General features: G+C 35.7%; 27 protein-coding genes and 1 tRNA gene. All 28 read left to right on the top strand.

All coding sequences use genetic code 11. From position 1 onward, the window contains the following. The 28 genes from E0D87_RS00985 (at position 1) to E0D87_RS00850 (ending at position 22,533) form a co-directional block, all read left to right on the top strand. Entirely contained in the window at positions 1 to 324 is a 324-nt protein-coding gene (locus E0D87_RS00985; RefSeq protein WP_130819000.1) for a nucleotide modification associated domain-containing protein, read from the top strand. Further along, a complete protein-coding gene (locus E0D87_RS00980; protein ID WP_130818999.1) occupies positions 321 to 500 on the top strand; it encodes a hypothetical protein in 180 nt (59 codons plus the stop codon). The genes E0D87_RS00985 and E0D87_RS00980 overlap by 4 nt, the downstream gene beginning before the upstream one ends. A gap of 42 nt (positions 501 to 542) precedes the next feature. Then, positions 543 to 791, top strand: a complete 249-nt coding sequence (locus E0D87_RS00975; RefSeq protein WP_130818998.1) for a hypothetical protein — start codon at positions 543 to 545, stop codon at positions 789 to 791. Next, positions 784 to 1,251, top strand: a complete 468-nt coding sequence (locus E0D87_RS00970) for a hypothetical protein (protein ID WP_130818997.1) — start codon at positions 784 to 786, stop codon at positions 1,249 to 1,251. Before E0D87_RS00975 ends, E0D87_RS00970 begins: the two co-directional genes overlap by 8 nt. Positions 1,252 to 1,467: 216 nt before the next feature. Beyond that, on the top strand, positions 1,468 to 1,824 hold the full coding sequence (locus tag E0D87_RS00965) for a type II toxin-antitoxin system PemK/MazF family toxin (RefSeq protein ID WP_130818996.1): 357 nt from the start codon (positions 1,468 to 1,470) through the stop codon (positions 1,822 to 1,824). A 344-nt stretch (positions 1,825 to 2,168) separates the two neighbouring features. After that, positions 2,169 to 2,354 carry a hypothetical protein gene (locus E0D87_RS00960; RefSeq protein WP_130818995.1) on the top strand — a complete coding sequence of 62 codons (186 nt, stop codon included), beginning with the start codon at positions 2,169 to 2,171 and terminating at the stop codon, positions 2,352 to 2,354. 264 nt (positions 2,355 to 2,618) lie between these two features. After that, positions 2,619 to 3,254 (top strand): GIY-YIG nuclease family protein, encoded by a 636-nt coding sequence (locus E0D87_RS00955; RefSeq protein WP_130818994.1) that lies wholly within the window; start codon positions 2,619 to 2,621, stop codon positions 3,252 to 3,254. Beyond that, the gene (locus tag E0D87_RS00950; protein ID WP_130818993.1) at positions 3,235 to 3,657 is read left to right on the top strand and encodes a phBC6A51 family helix-turn-helix protein; all 423 of its coding nucleotides are present in this window, start codon (positions 3,235 to 3,237) and stop codon (positions 3,655 to 3,657) included. Before E0D87_RS00955 ends, E0D87_RS00950 begins: the two co-directional genes overlap by 20 nt. Beyond that, complete coding sequence (locus E0D87_RS00945) at positions 3,644 to 4,963, top strand: PBSX family phage terminase large subunit (RefSeq protein ID WP_130818992.1); 1,320 nt, start codon at positions 3,644 to 3,646, stop codon at positions 4,961 to 4,963. Before E0D87_RS00950 ends, E0D87_RS00945 begins: the two co-directional genes overlap by 14 nt. A gap of 8 nt (positions 4,964 to 4,971) precedes the next feature. Beyond that, entirely contained in the window at positions 4,972 to 6,327 is a 1,356-nt protein-coding gene (locus E0D87_RS00940; RefSeq protein ID WP_130818991.1) for a phage portal protein, read from the top strand. Next, positions 6,327 to 7,928: a phage minor capsid protein gene (locus E0D87_RS00935; protein WP_130818990.1), complete on the top strand. Its 1,602-nt coding sequence runs from the start codon at positions 6,327 to 6,329 to the stop codon at positions 7,926 to 7,928. Before E0D87_RS00940 ends, E0D87_RS00935 begins: the two co-directional genes overlap by 1 nt. Continuing rightward, positions 7,925 to 8,140, top strand: a complete 216-nt coding sequence (locus tag E0D87_RS00930) for a hypothetical protein (RefSeq protein ID WP_130818989.1) — start codon at positions 7,925 to 7,927, stop codon at positions 8,138 to 8,140. Before E0D87_RS00935 ends, E0D87_RS00930 begins: the two co-directional genes overlap by 4 nt. Position 8,141: 1 nt before the next feature. Further along, entirely contained in the window at positions 8,142 to 8,468 is a 327-nt protein-coding gene (locus E0D87_RS00925; protein ID WP_130818988.1) for a YjcQ family protein, read from the top strand. 126 nt (positions 8,469 to 8,594) lie between these two features. Then, positions 8,595 to 8,729: a toxin-antitoxin system HicB family antitoxin gene (locus E0D87_RS00920; RefSeq protein ID WP_130818987.1), complete on the top strand. Its 135-nt coding sequence runs from the start codon at positions 8,595 to 8,597 to the stop codon at positions 8,727 to 8,729. 132 nt (positions 8,730 to 8,861) lie between these two features. Then, positions 8,862 to 9,752, top strand: coding sequence for a Rha family transcriptional regulator (locus E0D87_RS00915; RefSeq protein WP_207278246.1), 891 nt, complete (start codon positions 8,862 to 8,864; stop codon positions 9,750 to 9,752). A gap of 41 nt (positions 9,753 to 9,793) precedes the next feature. Next, a tRNA-Tyr gene (locus E0D87_RS00910) sits at positions 9,794 to 9,877 on the top strand. Positions 9,878 to 9,958: 81 nt separating this feature from the next. Then, on the top strand, positions 9,959 to 10,525 hold the full coding sequence (locus tag E0D87_RS00905) for a phage scaffolding protein (RefSeq protein WP_130818985.1): 567 nt from the start codon (positions 9,959 to 9,961) through the stop codon (positions 10,523 to 10,525). 10 nt (positions 10,526 to 10,535) lie between these two features. Further along, positions 10,536 to 11,591, top strand: coding sequence for a major capsid protein (locus E0D87_RS00900; RefSeq protein WP_130818984.1), 1,056 nt, complete (start codon positions 10,536 to 10,538; stop codon positions 11,589 to 11,591). 17 nt (positions 11,592 to 11,608) lie between these two features. Beyond that, a complete protein-coding gene (locus E0D87_RS00895; protein WP_130818983.1) occupies positions 11,609 to 12,016 on the top strand; it encodes a head-tail connector protein in 408 nt (135 codons plus the stop codon). Beyond that, a complete protein-coding gene (locus tag E0D87_RS00890; RefSeq protein WP_130818982.1) occupies positions 12,000 to 12,356 on the top strand; it encodes a hypothetical protein in 357 nt (118 codons plus the stop codon). Before E0D87_RS00895 ends, E0D87_RS00890 begins: the two co-directional genes overlap by 17 nt. Next, entirely contained in the window at positions 12,356 to 12,706 is a 351-nt protein-coding gene (locus E0D87_RS00885) for a minor capsid protein (RefSeq protein ID WP_130818981.1), read from the top strand. The genes E0D87_RS00890 and E0D87_RS00885 overlap by 1 nt, the downstream gene beginning before the upstream one ends. Then, positions 12,703 to 13,140, top strand: coding sequence for a hypothetical protein (locus E0D87_RS00880; protein ID WP_130818980.1), 438 nt, complete (start codon positions 12,703 to 12,705; stop codon positions 13,138 to 13,140). Before E0D87_RS00885 ends, E0D87_RS00880 begins: the two co-directional genes overlap by 4 nt. Beyond that, complete coding sequence (locus E0D87_RS00875; RefSeq protein ID WP_130818979.1) at positions 13,127 to 13,693, top strand: hypothetical protein; 567 nt, start codon at positions 13,127 to 13,129, stop codon at positions 13,691 to 13,693. Before E0D87_RS00880 ends, E0D87_RS00875 begins: the two co-directional genes overlap by 14 nt. Positions 13,694 to 13,762: 69 nt before the next feature. Next, a complete protein-coding gene (locus E0D87_RS00870) occupies positions 13,763 to 14,167 on the top strand; it encodes a hypothetical protein (protein ID WP_130818978.1) in 405 nt (134 codons plus the stop codon). Continuing rightward, a complete protein-coding gene (locus E0D87_RS00865; protein WP_130818977.1) occupies positions 14,164 to 14,781 on the top strand; it encodes a Gp15 family bacteriophage protein in 618 nt (205 codons plus the stop codon). The genes E0D87_RS00870 and E0D87_RS00865 overlap by 4 nt, the downstream gene beginning before the upstream one ends. A 17-nt stretch (positions 14,782 to 14,798) precedes the next feature. Continuing rightward, complete coding sequence (locus E0D87_RS00860) at positions 14,799 to 19,448, top strand: phage tail tape measure protein (protein WP_130818976.1); 4,650 nt, start codon at positions 14,799 to 14,801, stop codon at positions 19,446 to 19,448. After that, positions 19,445 to 20,119, top strand: a complete 675-nt coding sequence (locus E0D87_RS00855) for a hypothetical protein (RefSeq protein WP_242618425.1) — start codon at positions 19,445 to 19,447, stop codon at positions 20,117 to 20,119. The genes E0D87_RS00860 and E0D87_RS00855 overlap by 4 nt, the downstream gene beginning before the upstream one ends. Beyond that, a complete protein-coding gene (locus E0D87_RS00850) occupies positions 20,113 to 22,533 on the top strand; it encodes a phage tail protein (protein ID WP_130818975.1) in 2,421 nt (806 codons plus the stop codon). Before E0D87_RS00855 ends, E0D87_RS00850 begins: the two co-directional genes overlap by 7 nt. The last annotated feature ends 8 nt before the right edge of the window (positions 22,534 to 22,541 follow it).

Genomic DNA, 22,541 nt, shown 5'->3' with positions numbered 1-22,541 from the left:
ATGACTAAGTACGATAAACTAAAAGATTTAACTAACGAAATTTTAAAGATATACATGGATAAAAACGCAGACTATGGGGACAGCTTTTCAAAATCTTATAAAGAGTTTGGAATTATAGCTCCAGTTGTAAGGATGAGTGACAAGATGGAGAGAATCAAACAACTATCTAAAACAGAGGATATAAGGGTTAAAGACGAACCTATAAGGGATACTTTTATAGATATTGCCAATTATGCTCTTATGACTGTTATTGAAATGGATCTAGAGAGAGAAAAAGAAAGGATAGACAGAGTGGGTTATTTAGGAGAAAAAGGAATAATATGACTAAGTATGAAGTGATTAAGTATGACAGCGAATTTAGAGGCGGAGAAGTGATTGGTGAGTTTACCGACCTAGAGGAAGCGAAAGAATTTGACAGGAAAGAAAGGAATAAAATCCTAGAATCCAAAGAAGATGCTTTTATACACTTTGAAACTATCTTGGAAGAAGGGGAAAGGTAAAGAGTGGCTCAGTTACACAGCGAATCTTTAGATGAGTATTTTGTGTATTTTAAAGAAGTATATCATAGAGGTTCGATTATTTTTAAAGGTAAACCTATCTTTCCCTTAGATAAGTATACTGATAGGGAGCTTATAAGTCTTATAGACGGGGGAAGAATTCTAAAAGAATATAAAGTTACAAGAGATAAGAAAAAGCACATAATAAAGGCATACATAGAGCCTTATAGTTTAAAAGAAATAAGGAAAGTGGAAAACCTATGGGAGTATAAGTACGGAGGATTGGGTGAGTAAAAGCATTAGGGAAGAAAGAAGACAAAGAGATAAGGGCAGAAGAGAAATAACTAAAGCGATTCTAAGGAATTATAAAGAGAATTTAGATTATATAGAAGCCCTTAAAGCTGAAATAAGCAATAAAAGGGATAGGATAGATGGTGTAAAGTCTGGGTTCGGAAATACTGACCCAATCAAAGGAGGTGGTAGTAGCCAAGAAGACACGATAGTAAAGGTTCTAGATGATATCCAAAGACTAGAAGAAGAGATATATAGCATAAAGCTAGAGATACGCCCAGTAAGACGTGCTATAAAGAGCATAGAAGACCCTCAACACAAAGCTATAATTATGAGGGTATGGGTAGATAATACTGATAGTATGAGAAGTTTAGCGACTGAATACGGGGTGTCTAAAGATATGATCTGGAGAAAGTCAGATGTTGCTTTGCTTAATTTATATAAAAAAATAATTAGGTTGTAGAATTTTAAAAAAACTGTTTAACTCTATAATTATAGGCGGATATTGTATCCGTCTTTTTATATATAAAAGTTGTATAATACTACAATATGTGGTATTATGTATATACCAAAAGCCTTATTCGTTAAGGATACGGTTAAAAAGGAGAAAAAACCTTACTAGTTAAGGTTGACCGAAGGTGTGTTCTTTGAACGCACCTAATTTTATTATGGGGACAATATGAAAATAGAAAAATTTGGTGTGTATTTAATTAATTTTTCAAATTCAAGAGGAGGAGAGCTATCTGGTAATCATTACGCCGTAGCTTTAACAGACTTTAATAAAGATTATAAAACATTTGTGGTCGCTCCGATTACAAGTAAGAAATCTGGCAAGAAGTATAGAGGCGGTTTTACAATTGATTGTAAGAAATACCAAGAAAACCCTAGCAAAGAAAAAGCTTTTATAATGGTCAATAAGATGCGAGAAGTTTCAATACATAGAGTTTATGGGGACATGATTTATAATCTAGATACGACTGACGTTGAAAAATTAAAGAAATCATTGCTAAAAACTTTTGATTATATACTTGATTAGGCGGTTTCACCGTCTTTTTTTGTTGGGAAAATAGTAAAAAGTGTTGACAAATATATACGACTGGTGTATAATATAAGTATGAAAGGAGGAAAGTATAATGGTTAAGAAAAATAAAAAGAGCCTTAACGTCAGAGAATTCGAACTAGAAATCAGATTCTTCGGGTTAAGACTCAAAATCAAAATAGTTAGGGGTTAAGCCCCTAGCTTTTGATACCATTATACTAATAAAGTTATGAAAATCAAAGTGGATTTATCTTGGGAAAAGCCAAGCAAAAGAGAGATTATCGAGTCGTTGGCTATGGTCGGACTTGTTGGTTTATTAATTTATTTAGTTAGGAGATAATATGACAGAAAACAAGACAAGTGATGCACAAGCTAGGGCAAGAAATAAGTGGGATGCCAATAATCCCGATGTAAAGAAGAAATCTAGAAATAAGTCAGGTTGTAAAATTTACATTAGGGATTGGGCAAATGAAGAAGACCTAAAAGAAGTGGAAGAATGGATAAGGCTTAGAAGAGAAAGCCTATAACCTTGCGACAAAAAAGCTTTTATGGTAAGATTTTAAGTAAGATATAAAAGTATATATATTTTTAAAGGCGGATATTATATCCGTCTTTTTTTATGCCTAGAAGTCTTATCTAAACCGCTGTAACCCTCCTTTCGATATAGATACAGAAACAAATAAAAAAACATTAGCGATACATCTTTTTTTCAAAATGTCATTTGATTTAGTTGACACTAAGCGTTACAGCGGTTTAGATAAAATTTTTAGGTAGTTTGGAGGTGATGTGCTTTGAAGAAATATAAATATGAAATTCTAAACCCGTACGGAGTGGTTTATTTAATTACAAATACAATAAATAATAAGAAATACATCGGCATAACTACTAGAAATATATCAGATAGGTTTAAAGAACATTGTAAAGCAAATTCATATATAGGGAGAGCTATAAGGAAATACGGGGAAAATAACTTTTCTATTGAAGTATTAGACATAGCACACTCAAAAGAAGAGTTGTTTGACTTAGAAGTGAAATATATATCTAACTATAATTCTTATAGAGATGGTTACAACCAAACAATTGGCGGAGATGGAGCAAGCTTAGTAGAAGATTTAGAATTAAAACTCACCAACAAGCAAAAAAACTTTTGCAATCTAGTTGATAAAGAAAACAAAAAAGCTATTGACGTGTCAAACAGGGAAGATATGATTAGATGTGTTATATTTAACTCAGCTTGGTTATATTTAAATAGTGTAAAAGCTAGAGATAAAATAAATGCCGCAAAATTAATGCTAAAACTTAATCCGAACTTTACTTTGCCATTATATAAATATGGAGTAATAAACTTCGACGAAGTTATCCATTATTCGAATCAAAAAATATCAAGTTTTGAGAGGTGGGAATACAATGGCAAGCAAACAGGATAAAGCTATAAATTTAATGGTTTTCACCAATCTATCACAAAGAGAAATAGCTAAAAAACTTGATGTAAGAGAAGAAACTGTATCTAGGTGGAAAAAACAAGAGAGTTTCCAAAGTAAAAAAGAAGAACTTCAAAGAGAATTTTTAAAAGATTTGGTAGCTCCCGCAATGAGGGGACTAAAAGATTTAATTGATGCTGATAGTGAATTTGTAAAACTAGAAGCGATAAAAACCATATTAGATAGAGCGGGTTACGATTCTGTAGATAATGAATTAAAGAACCTAGAAAAAGAAAAACAAGAAACTCAAATCAAGAAAACTAAAACAGAAATTGAAATCATGAAAGGTATATCAGAAGAAATTGAGGACTTAGACGATATAGACGGGATGATTTATGGAAAAGATTAAGAAAAGAAAAACTATACCATTCAATTTTTCTGATAAGCATATCGACTACATAAGAAAGTGTAAAGATAACACCTACAATATCGCAGAAGGTGCAGTAAGGGCAGGGAAAACAGTAGACAACATCTATGCTTTTGCCCATGAACTACGAACCACTAAAGATAGGCTTCACCTAGCTACTGGATCTACTGGGGCAAATGCCAAACTAAACATAGGAGATGCTAACGGCTTTGGATTGGAATACATCTTCCGTGGGCAGTGCAGATGGGGGAAACATAAAGGAAATGAAGCTTTAATAATTAAAGGGCCTTACACTAAATTTAGAGAAAGAATAGTGATATTTGCTGGTACTGCCAAGGCTGATTCATATAAAAAGATACGTGGTAATTCGTTCGGAATGTGGATTGCTACAGAAATAAACCTCCACCATAAAGACTCAATCAAAGAAGCTTTTAACAGAACCGCAGCAGCTAAAAGACGTAAATTCTTTTGGGACCTAAACCCATCAAGTCCTAACCATTTTATTTATTCCGATCACATAGATAAGTACCAAAATATGATTGATGATGGAATAGATTTTGGTGGATATAATTATAAACATTTTACAATCGATGATAATATCAATATTTCAGACCAGAGAAAGAAGGATATTAAGCTTCAATACGATCCTAATTCTGTTTGGTATAAAAGAGATATACTGGGGCTTAGGGTAGTAGCTGAGGGGCTTATATATAAGCAGTTTGCTGATGGGCCGGAAAACTATCTAATTAAAGAAAAACCTCACGAATTACAGATGATACAGATTGGAGTGGACTTTGGTGGTAATAATTCAAAGCATGCTTTTGTTTGTACAGGAATAAGTCGAGGATTTAAAAAGGTATATGCTTTAAGGTCTGAAAGGTTAGAACCTGATAAGCCTACAGACCTATACAATCAACTTATAGACTTTGTAAGGGTAATTCAATCTACTTATGGCAATGTTGACCTAATATATGCAGATAATGCGGAGCAAGTTCTAATTAAAGGTATGCAAAAGGCTTTATTAGATGCAAATTTAAATATAAAGATTAAGAATTCTATCAAGAACCCAATCAATGACAGGATAAGGCTTGTCAATACTTTGGTGGCTTCTGATAGATTTTTTTATACTGAAAATTGTAAGAGTCTAGTAGATGCTTTATCTACTGCAGTATGGAAGGAAGAAGAAATGGAAGATATAAGGCTTGATGATGGTACAAGTGATATTGATACCCTAGATGCCTTTGAGTACTCCATAGAGAAGTTTATAAAGGTGCTTATGAATGCTTAGGAGTAAAGATGTTAGATAGAGAAATAAGGGAGAGGCTGGGTAGCCTTGCCCTCAATATAGAAAATAATTATAAGATATGGCTAGACTGCTACCATGGTGAACCTTTTTGGCTAGAAGATATGAGGGACGCTGATACTTCGCAATCTTTAAATTTGTGTGCAGCGATATCATCTGAACTTGCAAGGCTAACAACTATGGAGCTTGAAACAAGGGTTGATGATGAAAACCTTGATATCACATATCAAAAGTTTATAAGGCATATTAGGAAGTTTACCGAGTATGGCCTAGCCTTAGGTGGGATTGTAGTAAAGCCTTATGTAGAGGACTACTCAAAAAAACTTATTGATATTGATATAGTTCCAGCAAATAAGTTTATAATTTTAGGATTTACAAGCTTTGGAGATATAAATCATATTGTTTTTATAGACAGGATAAAGAAAAAAGATAAGAAAGACAAAGATATATTCTTTACTAGACTTGAAGAACATAAGATAGATGATGAGTATCTAATAACAAATACAGCCTACCTATCTAATAATCAAGAGGTATTAGGGGATAAGATAAGCTTAGGAGTGGTGGAAGAATGGGCGGATATGGCGGAAGAGATGAGAGTGGATGAAGACAGGCCATTATTCGCTTACTTTAAAAATCCACAGGCTAATAACCTTGATTTAGACTCTAACGAGGGCATTTCTTGTTTTGCTAGGGCCTTATCTTTGATACAAGACGCAGACGAGCAATATCAAAGAATTATTTGGGAATATAAAGGGTCAGAGCTTGCTATTGACGCAGATATAACCGCTCTTAAAAATGCAAATGAATTGCCAGCAGGTAAGGAAAGGCTATTCAGAAACTTAGGACTTGATATGGGAGACGGCGGAAGAGATTTCTATGAAGTGTTTAGCCCTCAGATAAGAGATTCTTCACTATTTAACGGACTTAATGGGATCTTAAAGAAAATCGAGTTCTTATGTGGACTAGCTTATGGGACTTTGTCCGATATGGAGTTTACCGCAAAGACAGCTACTGAAATTAATACGAGCCAGCAGAGGTCTTATTCAACCGTTAAAGATATACAAAATGAGCTAGCAAAATGCTTAGAAGATTTTATCGAAATATTAAAGTATTGGTATAAGGAGTTAGGCATTCCTTATAAAGACGATTGCCAAGTGTCCTTCGACTTTGACGATAGTCTTGTAGTTGACTCTGAGACAGAGCAAAAGATAAGACTTCAAGAAGTGGCAGCAGGTATCTTAAAGCCAGAAGCTTATCTAAAATGGAGATACGGTGTTACTGATGAAGAATTAGGAGAAATTCAAGCAAATGTATCTGAAAATAGAGAAGATATAGCTGAGGAAGAATAATGCTTAGCCCAGAATATATGGAAAGGGTAACCGACTATCTTATAGAGCTATACCAAGACCTAGAAGATGCTATCCTAGAAGATATAGCTAAAAGGATAAAGAAAAATGGATATTTAACAGCTACTGCTGAAAGGCAAGCGGAGGTATTGATACAAAATGGTTACACAACAGAAGAAATAGAAAGTCTTTTAAAGCCACATCTTGAAGATATCGACGAAGAAATATCGGATATAATTACCAGATCGAGCCTAAAGCACTATGAAGATGAAGCTAAGGCTTATAGGTCGGTAAATAAAAGATTAGTGGATTTAAGCAAGAATAAGCACGCGGAGAACATCATAGATAATGCCATGGAAAGATTAATTTTAGGAAGTGCAAATATCACTCAGTCCTTAGGCGTTGTCTATAACGGGCAGAATATAGGTCTTAATGATTTTTATATGAAAACCCTTAATCAAGCAACCTTTAAAGTAGCAAGCGGAGCTTTCTCTAGTCAACAAGTAGTAAGAAGTATAGTAAATGACCTTTCAGATTCAGGAATAAGAGTAATAAACTACCAACAATCAGGAAGAAACTACACGGTTGAGTCGGCAGCTAAAATGCTTGTAAGAACTACACTTAACCAGATGACTGGGGAAATATCTTTCCTTAATGCAAAGGATATGGAACAAGATTTAATGGAAATATCCGCCCATGCTGGAGCAAGACCAAGCCATGCCGAATGGCAAGGACAAATTGTTTCTTTATCAGGTGATAACACTGAATATCTAAGTCTTGATGATATAGGCTACGGAGATGTAACGGGATTTCTAGGTGCAAATTGTCGCCATAACTGGTATCCATTCTTTGAGGGTATATCTGAAAGAGCATGGACTAAAGAAATGCTAGAAGATATAGATCCAGAGCCTTTTGAGTTTGAAGATAAGGAATATACTTTCTACGAAGCAACCCAAAAACAAAGGCAAATTGAAAGAACTATCAGGAAGTACAAGCATAGAGTTATGATGTATGACAAGGTAGGAGACGACGAAAGCAAGCTTGTTGCACAGGTCAGATTACAAAGACAAAGACAGCTATATAAAGACTTTAACAAGGCTGGAAAACTCCGCCCTACTAGTGTAAATACTAACGTTTACGGGTATAGTAAGAGTAAAGCAAGTAAGGAAGTTTGGGCGAATAGAAGAGCACAAAAGAAAGCAAATACTATTTATAATCTAGGGTCTGATAAAAAGAATTTAGACATATACCTAAAAGATAGACCACTGAGAAAATATATAAAAGAGAATAAAGAATTTGATAGATTAAAAGTCGGCAAGCAAGAGAACCATTTAAATAATATGGAAAATATTAAAAAGAAGTCTCAATTTAAAAACACTATTGAAGAAATAGAATTAGTCTATAAAGAAAACAGGGGCAGTGGAGAATTTATTAGAAGAGATAAATCTCAATTGACTGAATTAATTGAGGATAATAGACTTGATGGATACTGTATTAATAGAGAAGGTAATGTAGTTACTACAAAGAGGGCAATAGTACATTATTCTAAAAATGGATATCATATAGTCCCAACATTAAGAGAATTCAAGGAATTAAGAAGATGAACAAATATACAGGATTAGAAAATCTTAAAAAATATTCTAATAAAAAAATAAGAGTTACTACTAAAAATCAAAATGTATTTACTGGAGTTTATTCTATATACACACCAGCAGGTGATAATGATCCTGAAATAGAAAGTATAAGCTTAGAAACCCCAAAAAGATATTACGATATTAATACACCTGATATCATAAATATAGAGGTGGTAGATTGATATGATTGAAAACTTTAAAATAATACTAAAGATTCTAACATCTTTAAACAAATCACTTGATGAAGAATATTTTGATTCAGACTTAATATCTGCTAGCACACTAGGTATTACAGAAATGAGAAGAAACAATCTTCTTGAAATGCTTTTTGATGCTGGATATATAAAGGGATTGACAGTCAAGTATTATGTAGATGGAGATTTTGTGGTTACAAATTTAGATAAAACTAAAATAACTTTAAAGGGTTTAGAATATTTAGAAACTAATACAATTTTTAAAAGAATACAAAAAGCAGCTAAGGGAATTAATGAAATGATTCCTGGAATGTAGAAATATTAGACTAAGCACACTAGCGATTGTTAGATGTGCTTTTTTAGTACGAATTTATCTATTATTTAATTTATTTCTTGACGCACTATTAAAACAGTAGTATTATTGTAGTGCAAGGAGGGATTAATGGCAGATAAAGTGTTAAATTTTAAAATACCTGAAGAATTGCACAAAAAAATTAAAGAAGAAGCTGATAAAAAGAGCTTATCGATGGCTGCATTAGTAAGGTTAATATTAATTGAATATTTTAAAAAAAAGTAAAACAAAAGACGGCATACCGACTAAAGTAATAACCGTCTTGCCAAGAAACTCTATTTATAAATATAAATACAGTGTTTCTTTATCAACATTGTACTATAAATAGCGGTTTTTTTCAATATGAAAGGACTTAAAATGAACAATTTAGTGCAAGTTAAAAATGACAAAGATTATGGATTAATTACAACCAGTAGAATTGTTGCCGATGGATTAGGTAAAAGGCACAGCAATATAATCAGAGATTTAGATAGGATTTTAGAAAACTCAAAAGTGAGTTCTCTGATTATTCCAACAACCTACAAGGTAAAGGGTCAAAAAAGAGAATACAAGGAATATCTACTAACAAAAGACGGTTTTACTTTATATATGTTTAACATTCAAGGATATAATGATTTCAAAATGGCATATATAAATGAGTTTAATCGTATGGAACGACTTCTTAAAGGTGAACAACTAGAACTAGAACCTTATAAGCTAGAAAAGAAAACCTACAAGGGTAAGCCTGTTATGACTGTTAGAGATATAGTTTATTTAACTGGACAAACTAGAGATTCTTTAAATTGGGCAATTAAAAGAGATGGCTTAGGTTTGTTGCTACAAGGTAGATCACTTGAAGATTTTAGAGAAGAAAATAGTTTTGCTTTAGGAGCTACAAGAAGGTTGAATATTCTCTTTAATGAAGATGTTTATAGGTTGACAAAAAATCAAAACATACCTGGAGAAAAGAGAATTAGAATTAATGAGTATTTCAATAATTCATCTATTCCTAGAGAGGAAAAGAGTATAAAAGTAAAGGATGTTGAAATATTACAAAAAGTAGAAAATTTAAATGCCTTATATTTTCTAATACAAAGATTTGGCATTGATGAAAAAATGAAAGGTGATATAACTGAAATAATTTCAGAGAAATATGTTGAACTAGGATTTCTAGACCATAAATGCAGAGATTTGCGTGTGCATACTCTAGAAGGTTGGAACTTGGGTTGTAAATTTCAAAATTATAAAATGATGATTATAAACAATTAAATAGTATTAAATTAGGAAGCTTTCGGGCTTCCTTTTTTTATGGGAAGATACCGAAGTGGAAAACGGGACGGTCTGTAAAACCGTTGGCTTAGCCTTCGTGGGTTCGAATCCCACTCTTCCCACCACGGTCAAGCGGACCTAAAATGCAAAATAAACACATATCTAAGTCAAAGCAACGACTTAAAAAGCTTAAAAGGAGATGTTTTATGAAGACAGAAGAGTTAAAAGAAATAGGTTTAAATGATGAACAGATAGCGAAAGTTTTTAAGTTAAGGGGAAAAGAAGTTGAAGATTATAACCAGCTTAAAAATAACTTTGAAACTTTAAAAACTGAAAATGAAAATTATAAGTCCCAAGTAGCAAGTGCAAATGAGCAAATAGAAGCCTTTAAAGATATGGATATTGATTCCATTAAGGCTAGTGCTGAAGAGTACAAAAACAAGTATGAGCAAGCACAAATCAAAGCTAAAGAAGATATAGATAAAATCACTCTTAATAATGCTATTGATCTAGGCTTAGTTAATGCGGGCAGTAGGAACTTAAAGGCAGCTAAGGCTTTACTTGATATTGATAGCCTAAAGGATTCTAAGAACTTAAACGACGACTTAAAAGCACAAATCGAGGGGCTAAAAGAAAGTGACTCATACCTATTTAAAGTTGAGGAAGAACAAAAACAAAGAAGCATGGGTAGGTCTCAAAGCCTAGGAGATAAGGAGCTTAAGGATATGACCTATGAGGAAATGCTTAAAGCTAACAAGAAAGGTATTTTATAGGAGGTTTTAAATGCCTAAATTATTTGATAAGACATACTTTAATGCGGAAGTATTTGAAAAATACGTTGATACAATCGAAAGAGAAAGAACAAATGAGCTATTAAATTCTACTGCTATTGTAGAAAGACCAGACCTTAAAACTAGAATGGACGAGCAAGTAGGCGGAAATATCATTGTAACCCCAATTGCAGGAATTCTATCAGGAGACGCTGATAATTATGACGGACAAACAGATATCACATCAGATTCAACTAATACTTTCTACCAAAAAAGAGTAGTTATTGGTAGAGCTCATGCGTGGACTGAGAAAGACTTTGTATTTGATATTACAGGCGGACACGACCCAATGAGAACCGTTGCTAATCAACTTCTAGATTGGTGGGCAGATTTAAAACAAGATTCACTACTAGCAATCCTTGAAGGTATTTTCTCAATGTCTAAGGCAGAGGACAAGAAGTTCGTAGACGGACACACCTATAAGGATGATGTATTCGGTCAAGTCACATTAAACAACGCTTTACAACAAGCCTTTGGAGCTAGAAAGAAAAACTTTGCAGCTGCTATAATGAATTCTGCTGTTGCAACTCAATTAGAGAACTTAAACCTAATTCAATATGCAAAATACACCGACGCTAGAGGAATAGAAAGACCACTTGCCTTGGCAAACCTTAATGGTAGACCAATCATTATTGATGACTCCCTACCAGTAAGCAAAGAAGGTGAGTACACAACCTATATCTTTGGTCAAGGTGCTTTTGAATACACTAAAGCAGGTGCTAAAGTTCCTTATGAAACTGATAGAAACCCAATGAAGAACGGTGGAGAAGATACCCTATACACTAGAGATAGATTCTGTTTTGCACCAAGAGGTATTTCTTTTACTGAGGCTTCTATGGCTTCTCTATCACCAACTGAAGCAGAGCTTAAGAAGGGTACTAACTGGGAAGTAGTTAAGGATGCAGACGGAACAACTTTCCCACTTAACCAAATTCCAATAGCAAGAGTTCTAACTAAGCTTGAAGCTAAAAAACCAGCTGATGGAGAGCCATCTAGCCCAGCAGCTTAATAGAAAGGGGTTAATTAATGTTAACCTATCAAGAATTTAAAAAGATGAGTCCTGATGTAGATATTACTGAAGGACTTTTCTTATCCTTACAAAGGCGAATTAAAAGGCGTATAGACTTTCTTACTTTCGAAAGAATTAATGATGACGATATAGACCTACAGAAAAGGATTGATGAAGTAACAGAAGATATCATTCTAGGACTTTATTTTAAGGATAGAGAGCTTTTAAATGATTCAGAGGGTAATTCATCAGGAAATATTAAATCGGAGTCTGTAGGTGAATATAAAGTCGAGTACGCACAAGCTAACACCTTGTCAGTAGATAAAAAAGATGGAATAGTGGCAGGCTTTATAGATCAAATGATTAGAGAAGCTTTTATCCATACAGGGCTTATGTATAGGGGAATTTATGAAAACGAACGCTAAAGTAACTATAATTAAGCGAAATGTTATAGATAGAGAAAATGTATATGAAACCCTAGGAACTTATCCTTGCCACTGGGAAGAGACTAGGGGCATCAACACCAATCGTACCGTAAGAAGTAAGGACGATATAGACAAAGTAACCTGCTATATCCCTAATGAACTTTTAAGAAGTGTGGAAGTCGAGGACTTAGTAATCAGAAATGACGAAGAGAAAGTTATTGAAGAACTAAAGACAGCTAAGGACTATCAAAAGAATTACAAGGCTAAGATAGTGACAGTCTCAGATGTATTCGACTTTGGCTCACCTAGTATGCAGCACACTAGAATAGGGGCGAAATAATGATTAATTTTAATAGATTTGATTTTAATCAAGTAAAAGCCTTAAAAAATAGAGACCTAGAAACAGGGGGCAAGGTACAAAGTTATATCGATAGCGAGTGTATAAGAAGAATGGATCCCTATACCCCAAAAGATGTGGGGACTCTTATAGGGTCGGCGACCACTCAAACGAGCATAGGAAGTGGAAGGATAGTACAACAAACACCTTATGCTAAAAGGTGGTACTATGAGCCAGCAAACTTCCAAGGAGCACCTATGAGGGGCAACCGCTGGTTTGAGCGTATGAAGTCAAGTCATAAAGACTCAATCCTTAGAGGGGCTGCGAGTATAGCAGGAGCAAAAGCAAGATGAAGTCAATAATAGAAAGTGTAAGGGAATACTTTTTGGATTGCCCTTACTTAGAAGATGATGTAAGGCTTAGTGTGGATTTTCTAGGAGACCAACCCCTGGAGTATGGAATCTATACTGAGCCTATAAATCCAACAATTAAAAAATATGTAGACGGAGACGAACTTAAGCAATTTGGGTTCATCTTTACTACAAGAAGTCACATGAGCGGAGACCTAGTAACACAACTAGAAAACTCCGCTTTTTTTGATAATTTAATCGAATGGATACAAGAGCAAAATTACAAAGAAATTTATCCAGACTTAGAGGGGGAGAGATACCCAACCAATCTGGAAATAGTAACAAACGGATACTTATCTAGTGCCGAGGTAGGCTCTAGCCAGTATCAAATACAAATGCGTTTAGTTTATATGGAGGTAAACAATGGCAGATACTAACAGTATACAAAATTTGAAGGAATTTAAAGGGATAGTCCTTAGAGCGGATGTAGTTTCCTTTATGGGGATTGGTGATAAATTCTACAGGATGAAAGGATTTACAGAACTTCCAACCTCAAAAGAAACAGAAGAATATTCAAGAAAATACGTAGATGAGAAATCAAAAAGAACATCAGTTACAGAGATGACCTCAACAACTGAATTCACCCTCGACAGATATAAAGACAACCCAGTACACAACAGAATACAAGAAGTCTTTGATAAAGAGCAGTTGGCAGATGATGCTACTGTAGATATTGTCGTGGTGGACTTTGGCAAAGAGATAGAAGGGCAAAAAGGCAAGTATTACGCTATCAAAAGAAACCACACAATCGTACCTGATTCAGCAGGAGATGGTACTGGTGCTTTCCAATACTCAGGATCTTTTAAAGCTAACGGTCCTCTAATTGAAGGGTACGCCGAATTAGAAGAAGGAGATTCTGAATGGCTAACAATTAAATTTACCGAAGGTAAGGCAGCAAGCGAGCCAGCACACGAATCAGAAACAATGTAGAAATTAGGGGAGCGACAAGCTCCCTTTTTCTTTTCATAAAAATATAAAAAACAATAAAAGGAGTAAATTATGGCATTTAAAAGACAAAAAAGACACCTTATAAAATTTGAATTTGAGTACACAGGCGATCAAGGCGAAACAAAATATCTAAACTACGAAGTAGAACATGATACTGACCTTGCCCAAAAGCTTACAGATATAGGCAAACTAGATTTTAAAACTATGTCTTCTGCTGAGGCTAAGCAAGCACTTAGAAGGGCTTATGATACTATTTTAGGATTAGGAGCTATGGATGATATCCAAGAGAAAGTATTTGGGGGAGATGACCTCTTACTTACTGACTACCTAGGTATTGGAAACTACTTAATCGGAGAAGTAGATAAAGCTAACAAAGAGCTTATAGAACTAACTAAAACCTTTATTGTCAACAGAAATAAGGGGGCAGTAGACGGAATTATAGTTGATGAGAAGTGAGCTACTTAACTAAAGAATTACCTAACTATGTAGATGTAGGTGGTGAGCGCATAGCTATAAAAACAGATTTTAGAACTTGGATTAAGTATGAGGAGCTTATGCTTGACAAAAGCCAAGATTCAGAAAAGCAAGTGATAGAGGTCTTAAATTTATGTTTGGCGGAAGATGTATCTATATCAAGCCTAGACGACCTTGAAAAGCTGTTTGATGCACTTCTGCAATTCTATAGCCTAGGTGAAAAGATAGATGAGGGCAGAAAAAAAGAAGAAGGCGAGGAAGAAGATTCAGACTTTAGCAAACCTAAGAAAATTTATTCTTATGAACATGACTGGTCTTATATCTATTCAGCCTATATGGAGTGCTACAATATCAATCTTTTTACCGATCACTTGCATTGGTGGGAGTTTAAAGCTCTTTTTAATGGCCTTAGTGATAAGTGTCTTTTCTCAAAAATCATGTCTTTTAGATCTATGAAAATCACTTCAAAGATGAGTAAAGATGAAAAGAAATTTTATAGACAAATGAAAAAAATATATGCCTTGCCAGATGAAAGAACCGAGGAGGAAAAAGAAATATCCTTTGCAAGGTCTATGATGGCAAGCATGCAAATATAAAGAAAGTGAGGTGACTTATGGCAAGTGATGGTAAACTGCTATTTGATACCAAGCTAGACACCTCAGGATTTAAAAGTGGCTTGTCTTCTCTTACCTCTATGGCAACCGCTGCAGGTAACGGTATAAAAAGTGTTACTGACAAGGCGGTAAGTGGAATTAAGACAGGCTTTAAAGCTGCAGGAGTTGCAGCTGTAGGATTTGGAGCTTATTCAGCAAAAGCAGGGGCAGATTTTGATGCTTCTATGAGTGAGGTTCAAGCTATATCCAAATCATCAAGCAAAGAACTAGAAGCCCTTAGATCAAAAGCAAAAGAGATGGGGGCTACTACTAAGTTTTCAGCCACTCAATCAGCAGAAGCCCTTAAGTACATGGGTATGGCGGGTTGGACTAGTAAAGAAATGCTTGATGGTTTACCAGGAATTATGAACCTAGCTGCTGCTTCTGGCGAGGATTTAGGAACTACCTCTGATATCGTGACTGACGCCTTAACCGCTTTTGGTCTTACTGCACAAGATACAAGCGAGTTTGTCGACGTCTTGGCTGCAGCTTCTACTGCTTCTAATACCAAAGTAGGCATGCTAGGGGAATCATTTAAGTATGTAGCCCCAGTTGCTGGAGCCTTAGGGTACAAAGTACAAGATGTTTCTGTAGCTTTGGGATTGATGGCTAATGCTGGTATTAAAGGGAGTCAATCGGGAACTTCTTTAAGATCCGCACTACTAAGGTTATCTTCTCCAACCAATGAAGTTGCAAGCGAGATGGAGCGACTAGGAATTTCAATAACGGATTCCAATGGCGAAATCAAACCTTTTAACCAACTTATGGGAGAGATGAGGCAATCATTTAGTGGTTTAAGCGAAGAACAAAAAACTCAAGCTGCCACAACTCTTTTTGGTAAAGAAGCCATGGCGGGTATGCTGGCAATTTTGAATGCTAGCGAAGAAGATTTTAACAGCTTAACTAACTCAATAAACAACTCCGCAGGTGCTGCAGAAAAAATGGCTAAGACCATGAATGATAACCTCAAAGGGGATATCACCATCTTAAAGTCAGCACTAGAAGGCTTAGGTATAGCACTTTTTGAGCATGTAGACACACCTTTTAGAGAAGTAGTCCAATCAGTAACTAAGCAGGTTGATAGACTCAACAAGGTTGTTACAAGGGATATAGGACGCCTTCCAAAAGTCTTAGGTGATATGATAGCAGAGGGAGCAGTTGCGATAGCGGAGAAAGCTCCTAAATTTATAGAAGCAGGTAAGACTATAATCTTAAGTTTACTTGATGGGCTACAAAATAATTCTGACAAGCTAGCAAGTAGTGCAGCGGAAATTATAACCACTCTAGTTTCTGCCTTTATGGAAGTAGGGGCAAAGCTTTTTGAAGTAGGTGGAGATATTTTAGTTAAACTTGCAGAAGGACTTACAGCAAATGCTCATATCTTAGTGCCAAAAGCTATAGAGATTATAGGAAAGCTAGCAGAAAGCTTTAATAAAAATGCTGCAAAACTTTTAAAAGTTGGGTTTGACCTACTTAAAGCTATAGCTAGAGGAATTGTAGATAATACTGATGTAATTGTTAAAGCAGCACCAGAGGTATTAAAAGCTTTATCTATTGCATTTATGGCTTTCAAGGGAGTAGATGTTGCTAAAAAGATGATGGCTTCCTTAGCCAAAGGAATACTAGGTGAGAAAGTAGCTGTTAGTAAGTCTGCTAATGGCGTTATTAGTAGTTTAATAACATCTTTCAACAACGGTGGAACTAAGCTAAATAAAACAGGCAGTAAGCTTATCAAATTCTTGACAAATGGAATCAATAAATCTATTGGACCTATCGCTAAAAGCGGAAAAGATACAGTCGATTTATTAGCTATATCTATTTTGGAGGGTCAAGATAGACTAAAAAGCTCTGCTAAAGGCCTAGTAAATACTATAAAATCTGCGATTGACAGTCACTCTAAGTCTCTTATTGGTCCTAGTGGACAAGCTATACTAGATAAACTAGGGCATGGAATGTCTTTAGGTTTTGGGAAAATATCAGCAGTTGCAGGGAAAATAATTCCATTTATAATTAAAATCCTCTCACATCCAGCAGGCTTAGTTGTAGCGGGCGGAATTTTAGCGATTGCTATTGCCAAAGGGTTCAACCTTGATATACCTAAGATAGCAAATTCAGCGGGTAAAATAGTAGGATCTATTGCCAATAAGATAAAACAAGGAGCTTCTGCTCTTGTAAATGTCGGAAAATCTTTAGTTAATAAGATAGGCGATGGTATAGATGCAGCTAAAGGCTTCTTTGCTGATGTCCACTCTAAAGGTCTTATATCAGTACTAGGTAGCAAGCTAAAAGCTGGTGTAGGCAAACTTAAAGACATAGGTAAATCCTTTGTAGATGGTATCAAGCAAGGTTGGGAAGAAAACGAAAATAAAGTTTCCGACAAGGCTAAAGACTTACCTAAAAAAGTAAATGATTCAGTAGACGGAGGAGAAACCAAGCCTACTGGAGAAAACATGGTTCAAGGAGTAGTTGATGGTCTGAAAGAGGGAACTACAGATATATCAACAGCCTATAAAGACCTAATCCAAGGTGGAGTTTCAGACTCAGACGCTAGAGCTATTATAAGACAAGAAGGTAAGGCAAGCGTAGAAGAATATGCCCAAGCAGTATACGAAGGCTCAGAGAATGTAAGAAGTGCTTACACAGCTATAAGAACATCTGGTCTTGATACTATGGAAGCAGCGGAAAAGTTCTTTGAGGTTGCAGGTCTTAATATAGACGGATACGTCAATGGTACAGAAGAAGGTGGGCAAACTTATAGAGAAATGCTCCAACAATTTATGGAGGATGGCTTTAGCGAAATAGAAGCTGTAGAAAAAACCACCGAGATTGCCCGAAAGAATATGGAAGGCTATCAAACAGGAACCGCCGAGGGCAAAGAAAGCATCCTAAATGAATATAAGACCATGATGGATATGGGACTTACTGAACTAGAAGCCTTTGACGAGATGTTTAGCAAAGGGCAGATAAATGTAGATGCCTTTGCACAAGGTTCAGGCTCAGCTAGTGAACAAGCCTTAGGGGTATACAGACAGCTTATAGCATCGGGATTAACCTCTTTACAAGCTATAGAGGCAATGAACCAAGCTGGATATCTTAATATGGAAGGCTTTGGTGCAGGTACAGATGCAGGCCGTGCAACAGCAGAACAAGCCTATACTGCTCTAAAAAACATGGGGTTAAGTGAAGCTAATATTCAAGAAGCTTTGAGTCGATTAGGCTATGACAATGTCACAGCATATGGTCAAGGGGTATCATCAGGCGAAGCGGATGTATCAACAGCCTACCAAAATACATTTTCTAATCCTTTAGAGGCTAGATCATCCCTACTTTTTGATAACTCAAAACAAAAAGGTTTGAATACTGGTACCAACTTCGCAGATGGTATAGAAAGCTCTACCATGGATGTAACTACAAGGTCACAAATGCTAGGACAGACCGCAACAGACAACCTAGACGCAAGTAGCGAACAAGCCCAAACCAAAGGTAATGAGCTAGGCACTCAGTTTGCGGGAGGTATAGACCTATCCAAGCCTACTGTAGATGCTTCAACAGAAGCGGTAGGACAAGGTGCAGTAGATAACCTAGACAGTAAGGCACAAGGCTTCGCAAGTGCAGGGCAAACCTCTATGGAAGGCTATACAAGTGCTATAAGCTCAGGATCTAGTAAAGCGGTAGCTGATGTAAACTCCATGGGCAACCAAATTCAATCAAGCCTAAACGCTACATCAAGCAACGCTAGTGCAAGTGCTAACTCTATGATGAATAGCATAACATCTAGTGTGACAAGCGGAGCTAACAGAGTACAGGGGGTTTTTACTGGACTACAATCCAATATAAATTCGTCCTTTACAAGCCTAAGCTCAAATATCACTAGTCAATCTAGAAGTATGATGAATAACTTTGCTTCAACAGTAACTAGTGGGTCAAATAAAGCAAAAACTCAATTCACTTCTATGGGAAATAGCATAAAGTCTCAGATGAGGTCAACGTCAAGTGCTATAAAAAGTCAAGCTACTTCTATGATGAATGGTCTTGTATCCGCTATAAGTAGTGGAGCAAGTAGAGCTAAGTCAACCGTATCTTCTATGTGCTCTAGTATGGTTGGAACTGTAAATGGCTATCGAGGTTCTTTCTCTTCTGCTGGATATAACCTTATGTCTGGACTTGCAGGTGGTATATATGGCGGTAGATCTGGTGTAATATCAGCTGCAGTTTCAGTTATGCAATCTGCAGTATGGGCAGCTAAAAGAGCAGCTGCTATCCATTCACCTTCAAGAGTGATGAGAGACGAAGTTGGTCGCATGCTTACTAAAGGTCTAGGAATTGGTATTGAAGATGAAGAAGGTTTTGCTGTTAAAAAGATTAGAAATACCATGGAAGCTATAAGAGACAAAGCAAAAAAAACAGTTCTACTAAATAACAGCAAGTTAGGAACTGATTTAGCCTATAACTTTAGTGGTGGGGCAATCCAGCACCAACAAGACGTACAAGTTGAGGTGAAGAATGGGGCTGTAACTAGCGTTATCAATCTAGATAGTAGAGAAATAGGAAAAGCAGTAGCTCCGATAGTGAGCCAAGAAATATCAAAAGAAAGGAGGCGTAGAGGTTGAAAAAACTACCTATAAATTTAATTAAAGACCTAAGAAAGTATGATGCCCATGTTTTGGCGTATCCTGATATAGGGAATACCGAAATTGACAGGGACGAATTTATATCTGATACAGGTTTGATATTTTATAGTAAAGAGAGATTGGCTTTTACGCCCGTCTCTTTTTCTATAGAGTTTAAGGGAAGTAAAGAAAAGATAAGAGAAAACAGAAATAAAGTATCTAAATTACTAGATATAGCAACAATAACTTTTGATAATGAAGTTTTTTATAAAGGCAGATTTTTAGCTGAGAGCGTAGAAACTAGATATTGGTATCAAGTAGTCACCTTCAAAGGCAAGGCTATAGCTATGCTAAATACTCAGCGTATAGAACTACCTCTAAATAAAAAAGTAACTATATATAATAATGGGAATTTACCCACTCCTTGCCGCTTTTACTTTGAAGGAGAGTCGCCAAGGGTAAGTATAAAGGGATTTGATGATGATATAGAGCTTTTAAATGTTGATGAAACGACTAGAATTGATGCAGAAGAAGGCTTATATCAGGCAACTATTGAATATCAGTACTATACTTTCAGTTTTCCCTATATAGATGATTATGTAGAGCTACTAGTTGAATCAGACGGAGATATTAGGTGCTTTATGGAGTTTGAAGGGAGAGTTATATGCTAGTATACACTTTACAAGATATGGAAGAGTCCCCTTTTTCCTTATACAAGAACCTAGAGTATGAGAAGGAAATTAACAAGCTTACTAAAGTATTTTTTGAAATCCCTAAAGATTTCAGATACCTTTTTCAAGCGGAATGCTTAATCAGTCATGATAAAGAGACATATGAAGTTAAGAATATTGAACCTTTTTATGAGGGATACAAGATAGAGGCAAGACAGGCGGTCTATACTCTACAATATAACTTTTTAAAGAGTGTAAACTTCCCCCACAAGGACTTTGAAACCATAATCAAGGGAATTCTACCTTCTTCATGGTCTTATAAGATTGTAGGGCAAATTGAAGGGCGTAGAACTATGACCGCCGATCACATGGACTCATGGGAAGCTATAAAGTTAGCGGTAAAAAAGTTTGATTGTGAATTTAAAATACACGCAGAAGAAAACTTAATCATCTTTGGCAAAGAGCTAGGCGAAGATAGGGGCAAGTGCTTCTTTGATGATCTAGATATTGACGATAAGGATATCACAGAAGAATCCTTTGACTTTGCCACTAGGATAATTCCTGAGGGTATGAACGGACTTAAAATCAACCAAATCAACGACGGAAAAGATTATCTTGAAGATAAATCTTATTGTTTTAAGACCATAACTTATCACTGGAAAGATGAAAGATATACCAATATCCAAAATCTGAAAGATGAAGCAGCTAGAAAGCTTAAAGCTTTATCAAGACCTAGAATTACCATAAAACTTAAGGTCAAAGACTTATCTGATGCCGTAGGGGTAAAAGGTCAAAAGTATGATGTAGGAGATTATGTATATCTTGTAGATAGAGATAGAAAAGTTAAAGAAAGATATAGAATTCTTTCAGGAAAGTTCTATCCTTATAAGCCTTTTAATAATGACATAAGCCTTGCAAACAAGCCTTTAGATATGGTGGACGACCTAGACGAAACTATCGAGCTTACAAAAGAGATGTGGGAAGAGACCAGGGTAAGGTTTGAAACCACAGAGGATGCTATTAAAAGTTCAGTAGCTACCGCAAAAAGGTACACTGACGATAGTTTTAAGACCTACAAGACTGAGAGGCTCCAAACAGATAAAAAGATATATGAAAAAATATCAGAGTCAACCACCTATGTAGACCCTAAAACAGGGCAAACCAAGCCGATTGTCAATAAGCAGATGGAAATTGACAAGACTATCGACGGTATAAATATCACGGTAGCCGACTATAAGTATACGCAAGATAAAAATATCCAAGAAATCGAGCAAAGAAAGGCTGAGATAGCAGGAGCATTAGAAAGAATAGCAGAAACTCGTAAAGAGATGGAAAACCAGAGCAACTCTTTTCATGAAGAGATATACCAGCTAGACGAAGATCTAAAAAGACAGATAGGTACAGTCAAGTATGATATGACAAATCTCGATGAGCTTGTAAAATCAAACCAAAACGACTTCATCACTTATAAAAAAGAGAGAGAAATAAAAGATGTGACCCTTGAAAGGGAACTTCTAGAGATGAAGTCTAAGGTGGATATAACTAATGAAAAGATAAGTACTAGTGTAAGCTCGCTTACTCGAAGTGTTGAAGCACAAATAACGGAAACTAAGACTTATGCTAAGAATCTTCAAGGTGAGATGAAGACCTATACTGACAGGGAGCTATCTAACTACAAGACTTATGTATCTAATAACTACGCAAGTTTATACCAAACTGATAAGATGATAAGTGCTAGCGTAGGAGAAGTTCAAACAACCGTCAATACTTTTGGTGAATATTTACTCCGACAAGGAGATACAATTTCCACAGTTCAATCGCAACTTAATATGGCTGCTGGTCTAATTACTCATAAAGTTTCAAAGAATGAAATTATATCCGAAATAAACCAATCGCCTGAGCAAGTAAAAATAGCAGCATCTAGGATAGACTTACAAGGTGATGTTACAGTTAAAGGGAGCTTTGAGACTATAGACAAAGATGACGGAGTCGGTATCAAGATGGAGCATAACCGTATAGGATTTGCTGACTACAGAGGCGATGGCGGAGAATATGGAAATGTCAGAGTTACACGTGGATATGATTCAGGAGAAATGGCTATGAGTATTGGTCACTATACATCGGCCTATCTAAGCTTAGCCTACTGGAACGGCAGTAAAAGAGTTTGGGAAAGTTATATCTCTATGGACTATGGGGGACGATTAAACCGTAGGTCGGGGTTTCCTATCACGGTATACCACAATACGGAGTTTAAAGGTCTAGCATACTTCAATACAGATATTTATATGAACGGCATTCAATTTAAAAATTACAGTGACGGAGTAGGTTTCTTGATAAGAGGCGCTGATAGCGGCTTAGTCATTTCTAGAGATGGCGTGTATGTAAAAACTAATGGTAAACTCAGAAAACTATAGGAGGATAT

Origin of the sequence: Anaerococcus vaginimassiliensis (assembly GCF_900626155.1) — a bacterium.
Lineage (GTDB): Bacteria > Bacillota > Clostridia > Tissierellales > Peptoniphilaceae > Anaerococcus > Anaerococcus vaginimassiliensis.
This window is presented reverse-complemented; position numbering and strand designations above follow the sequence as displayed.